Origin of the sequence: Hydrogenophaga intermedia, assembly GCF_000723405.1 — a bacterium.
In the GTDB taxonomy this organism is placed as follows: domain Bacteria; phylum Pseudomonadota; class Gammaproteobacteria; order Burkholderiales; family Burkholderiaceae_C; genus Hydrogenophaga; species Hydrogenophaga intermedia.
Map to the genome: position 1 here is coordinate 1 of NZ_CCAE010000100.1, position 4,450 is coordinate 4,450.

Here is a 4,450-nt window from a genome sequence, read left to right on the forward strand (position 1 = left end):
GAATGGGGCCTGCGCCCGGACACCCACACCATCGACCCCAGTAGCGCACTGGCCAGCCAAAGAAGACCGGACTTCCCTTCGCGCGGCGACTAATTGGAATCTGACCCCAATTAAGGGGAGCCCGATTCTTGGTGGCGCCAATGGTGTTTGAGTGCCTGGGCGCCTCTGCGCGAGCGTGGGCCGGAGAACGCGGACCACGCCAGCCGTCAGCGCGAGGAAGTGGCGCGAATCCAGCTCGAGGACTCCGCACGAAACCAGTCAACCAACAAGCCGCGTCAGCGCCTCGCGGTATTTCTCGGCCGTCTTCTCGATCACCTCGCGCGGCAGGCGCGGCGCGGGCGGGGTCTTGTCCCAGGGCTTGCCCTTGACCTTCGCGCCTTCGAGCCAGTCGCGCAGGTACTGCTTGTCATAGCTGGGCGGGTTGCTGCCCACCGCGTAGCTCTCGGCCGGCCAGTAGCGCGAGCTGTCGGGCGTGAGCACCTCGTCCATCAGCACCACACGGCCCGCCGGGTCCAGGCCGAACTCGAACTTGGTGTCCGCGATGATGATGCCCTTGTCCAGCGCAATGGCCGCCGCGGCCTTGTACAACGCGATGGCCATGTCGCGGATCTGCGCCGCGACATCGGCGCCCACCATCTCCACCGTGCGCTCGTAGGTGATGTTCTCGTCGTGCTCGCCCATCGCCGCCTTGGCGGCCGGCGTGTAGATGGGCTCGGGCAGCTTCGAGGCGTTTTGCAGGCCCTCGGGCAGCGGCACGCCGCAGACCGAGCGACTTTCCTGGTACTCCTTCCAGCCACTGCCGGCCAGGTAGCCGCGCACCACGGCCTCCACGGGGATGGGCTTCAAGCGCTGCACCAGCATGGAGCGGCCCGCCACCTGTGCGCGCTCGGCGGGTGCGACGACGCTCTCGGGGTCCTCGCCCGTCAGGTGGATGGGGCAGATGGCCAGGCCCTTGGGCCCCAGGCGGTCGAACCAGAACAGCGAGAGCTTCGTCAGCAGCTCGCCCTTGCCGGGGATGGGCTCGCCCATGATCACGTCAAAAGCGCTGATGCGGTCGGACGCGACCATGAGGATGCGGTCGTCGCCGACGGCGTAGTTGTCGCGCACCTTGCCGCGCGCGAGCAGCGGCAGCGACGTGAGGTTGGAGGTGTGCAGGGCGGAGATCATGGCGCGGGTGGAATCGGAAGGGGCAAGAAAAAGGCCCGTTGAACGCTCAACGGGCCTTGCGCAGTTCGGCGGGATTATCGCAAGTTGGCGCCCTGGCCGGGCAATGCCCGACCGGGGCCTTGACCGGGGCTTTACTTGGCCGCCAGTCCCAGTCGCTCGATCAGGGCCTTGTCCTTGGCAAAGGTCTCGCCCGCCCACTTCCTGTAGTCCTCGCCGTTGCGGTACCACACGGCCTGGTTGAGCTGGCCCAGCACCTCCATGTGCTTCGGCTCGTCCATGGCCTTCTTGAAGGCGTCGTGCAGGGTCTTCACCACGGCCGGGTCCATGCCCTTGGGGCCCGCCAGGCCGTAGGGCGAGGTGGAGACCACGCCGTAGCCCAGCTCCTGCGCGGTGGGCACCTCGGGCCAGCGCTGGGTGCGCTGCTCGCCAAAGGTGACGAGCAGGCGCATCTGGCCGGCGTCGACGTATTTGTCCCAGCCGCTGGCGTCACTCTGGGCCATCACGTGGCCGCCCAGCAACGCGGCCTGCAGGTCGGCGTTGCCCTTGAAGGGCACGTGCACGAGCTTGACCTTGGCGTTGCCGGCCAGCTCTTCCATCAGCAGGTGCGGGCTGCTGCCGGTGCCGGTGGAGCCGTAGTTGATCTCACCGGGCTTCTGGCGCGCGGCCTCGATGTAGTCCTTGAAGGTCTTGTAGGGCGAGTCGGACTTGACGGTGAGGCCGAAGGTGTAGCCCGAGACGCCGATGATGTAGGTGAAGTCGTTCAGCGGGTCCCAGTTGGTTTTCTGCATGTGCGGCATGCGCAGCAGACCCAGGGGGAACTGGGCGATGGTGTAGCCATCGGGCTTGGCGGTCTGCGCCATGGTGCTGGGGCCCAGGGTGCCACCGGCGCCGGGGCGGTTTTCCACGGTGATGGGCTGGCCCAGGTGCTTGCTGGCGAGCTCGGCCAGGGTGCGCAGGTGGCGGTCGGTGGAGCCGCCGGCCGGCCAGGGCACGATCAGCGTGATGGGGCGGCTGGGGTAGGCCTGGGCCTGGGCGGACACCCAGGGGGCCGCGCCAGCGCTGGCGCGGCCCCCTGGGTGTCCGCCCAGGCCCAGGCCTACCCCAGCCGCCCCATCACGCTGATCGTGCCCTGGCCGGCCGGCGGCTCCACCGACCGCCACCTGCGCACCCTGGCCGAGCTCGCCAGCAAGCACCTGGGCCAGCCCATCACCGTGGAAAACCGCCCCGGCGCCGGTGGCACCCTGGGCCCCAGCACCATGGCGCAGACCGCCAAGCCCGATGGCTACACCATCGCCCAGTTCCCCCTGGGTCTGCTGCGCATGCCGCACATGCAGAAAACCAACTGGGACCCGCTGAACGACTTCACCTACATCATCGGCGTCTCGGGCTACACCTTCGGCCTCACCGTCAAGTCCGACTCGCCCTACAAGACCTTCAAGGACTACATCGAGGCCGCGCGCCAGAAGCCCGGTGAGATCAACTACGGCTCCACCGGCACCGGCAGCAGCCCGCACCTGCTGATGGAAGAGCTGGCCGGCAACGCCAAGGTCAAGCTCGTGCACGTGCCCTTCAAGGGCAACGCCGACCTGCAGGCCGCGTTGCTGGGCGGCCACGTGATGGCCCAGAGTGACGCCAGCGGCTGGGACAAATACGTCGACGCCGGCCAGATGCGCCTGCTCGTCACCTTTGGCGAGCAGCGCACCCAGCGCTGGCCCGAGGTGCCCACCGCGCAGGAGCTGGGCTACGGCGTGGTCTCCACCTCGCCCTACGGCCTGGCGGGCCCCAAGGGCATGGACCCGGCCGTGGTGAAGACCCTGCACGACGCCTTCAAGAAGGCCATGGACGAGCCGAAGCACATGGAGGTGCTGGGCCAGCTCAACCAGGCCGTGTGGTACCGCAACGGCGAGGACTACAGGAAGTGGGCGGGCGAGACCTTTGCCAAGGACAAGGCCCTGATCGAGCGACTGGGACTGGCGGCCAAGTAAAGCCCCGGTCAAGGCCCCGGTCGGGCATTGCCCGGCCAGGGCGCCAACTTGCGATAATCCCGCCGAACTGCGCAAGGCCCGTTGAGCGTTCAACGGGCCTTTTTCTTGCCCCTTCCGATTCCACCCGCGCCATGATCTCCGCCCTGCACACCTCCAACCTCACGTCGCTGCCGCTGCTCGCGCGCGGCAAGGTGCGCGACAACTACGCCGTCGGCGACGACCGCATCCTCATGGTCGCGTCCGACCGCATCAGCGCTTTTGACGTGATCATGGGCGAGCCCATCCCCGGCAAGGGCGAGCTGCTGACGAAGCTCTCGCTGTTCTGGTTCGACCGCCTGGGGCCCAAGGGCCTGGCCATCTGCCCCATCCACCTGACGGGCGAGGACCCCGAGAGCGTCGTCGCACCCGCCGAGCGCGCACAGGTGGCGGGCCGCTCCATGCTGGTGCAGCGCTTGAAGCCCATCCCCGTGGAGGCCGTGGTGCGCGGCTACCTGGCCGGCAGTGGCTGGAAGGAGTACCAGGAAAGTCGCTCGGTCTGCGGCGTGCCGCTGCCCGAGGGCCTGCAAAACGCCTCGAAGCTGCCCGAGCCCATCTACACGCCGGCCGCCAAGGCGGCGATGGGCGAGCACGACGAGAACATCACCTACGAGCGCACGGTGGAGATGGTGGGCGCCGATGTCGCGGCGCAGATCCGCGACATGGCCATCGCGTTGTACAAGGCCGCGGCGGCCATTGCGCTGGACAAGGGCATCATCATCGCGGACACCAAGTTCGAGTTCGGCCTGGACCCGGCGGGCCGTGTGGTGCTGATGGACGAGGTGCTCACGCCCGACAGCTCGCGCTACTGGCCGGCCGAGAGCTACGCGGTGGGCAGCAACCCGCCCAGCTATGACAAGCAGTACCTGCGCGACTGGCTCGAAGGCGCGAAGGTCAAGGGCAAGCCCTGGGACAAGACCCCGCCCGCGCCGCGCCTGCCGCGCGAGGTGATCGAGAAGACGGCCGAGAAATACCGCGAGGCGCTGACGCGGCTTGTTGGTTGACTGGTTTCGTGCGGAGTCCTCGAGCTGGATTCGCGCCACTTCCTCGCGCTGACGGCTGGCGTGGTCCGCGTTCTCCGGCCCACGCTCGCGCAGAGGCGCCCAGGCACTCAAACACCATTGGCGCCACCAAGAATCGGGCTCCCCTTAATTGGGGTCAGATTCCAATTAGTCGCCGCGCGAAGGGAAGTCCGGTCTTCTTTGGCTGGCCAGTGCGCTACTGGGGTCGATGGTGTGGGTGTCCGGGCGCAGGCCCCATTC

Annotated in this window: 4 protein-coding genes; 2 read left to right on the forward strand and 2 right to left on the reverse strand. The window is 68.0% G+C overall.

Features of this window, described 5'->3' with window-relative positions; translation table 11 throughout:
• Positions 1-258: 258 nt before the first annotated feature.
• Positions 259-1,167, reverse strand: a complete 909-nt coding sequence (locus BN948_RS25130; protein ID WP_009519612.1) for a phosphoribosylaminoimidazolesuccinocarboxamide synthase — start codon at positions 1,165-1,167, stop codon at positions 259-261.
• A gap of 131 nt (positions 1,168-1,298) precedes the next feature.
• A complete protein-coding gene (locus BN948_RS25125; RefSeq protein ID WP_238327266.1) occupies positions 1,299-2,207 on the reverse strand; it encodes a tripartite tricarboxylate transporter substrate binding protein in 909 nt (302 codons plus the stop codon).
• A 36-nt stretch (positions 2,208-2,243) separates the two neighbouring features.
• Here BN948_RS25125 and BN948_RS25120 point away from each other — a divergent pair, with 36 nt between their 5' ends.
• On the forward strand, positions 2,244-3,152 hold the full coding sequence (locus BN948_RS25120) for a tripartite tricarboxylate transporter substrate binding protein (protein WP_238327266.1): 909 nt from the start codon (positions 2,244-2,246) through the stop codon (positions 3,150-3,152).
• 131 nt (positions 3,153-3,283) lie between these two features.
• Positions 3,284-4,192 carry a phosphoribosylaminoimidazolesuccinocarboxamide synthase gene (locus BN948_RS25115; RefSeq protein WP_009519612.1) on the forward strand — a complete coding sequence of 303 codons (909 nt, stop codon included), beginning with the start codon at positions 3,284-3,286 and terminating at the stop codon, positions 4,190-4,192.
• The last annotated feature ends 258 nt before the right edge of the window (positions 4,193-4,450 follow it).

What these genes read in the sequence shown, in the direction of transcription:
- BN948_RS25130 (WP_009519612.1), bottom strand. Translation starts at nt 1,167, where the DNA reads ATGATCTCCGCCCTGCACACCTCCAACCTCACGTCGCTGCCGCTGCTC.
- BN948_RS25115 (WP_009519612.1), top strand. Translation starts at nt 3,284, where the DNA reads ATGATCTCCGCCCTGCACACCTCCAACCTCACGTCGCTGCCGCTGCTC.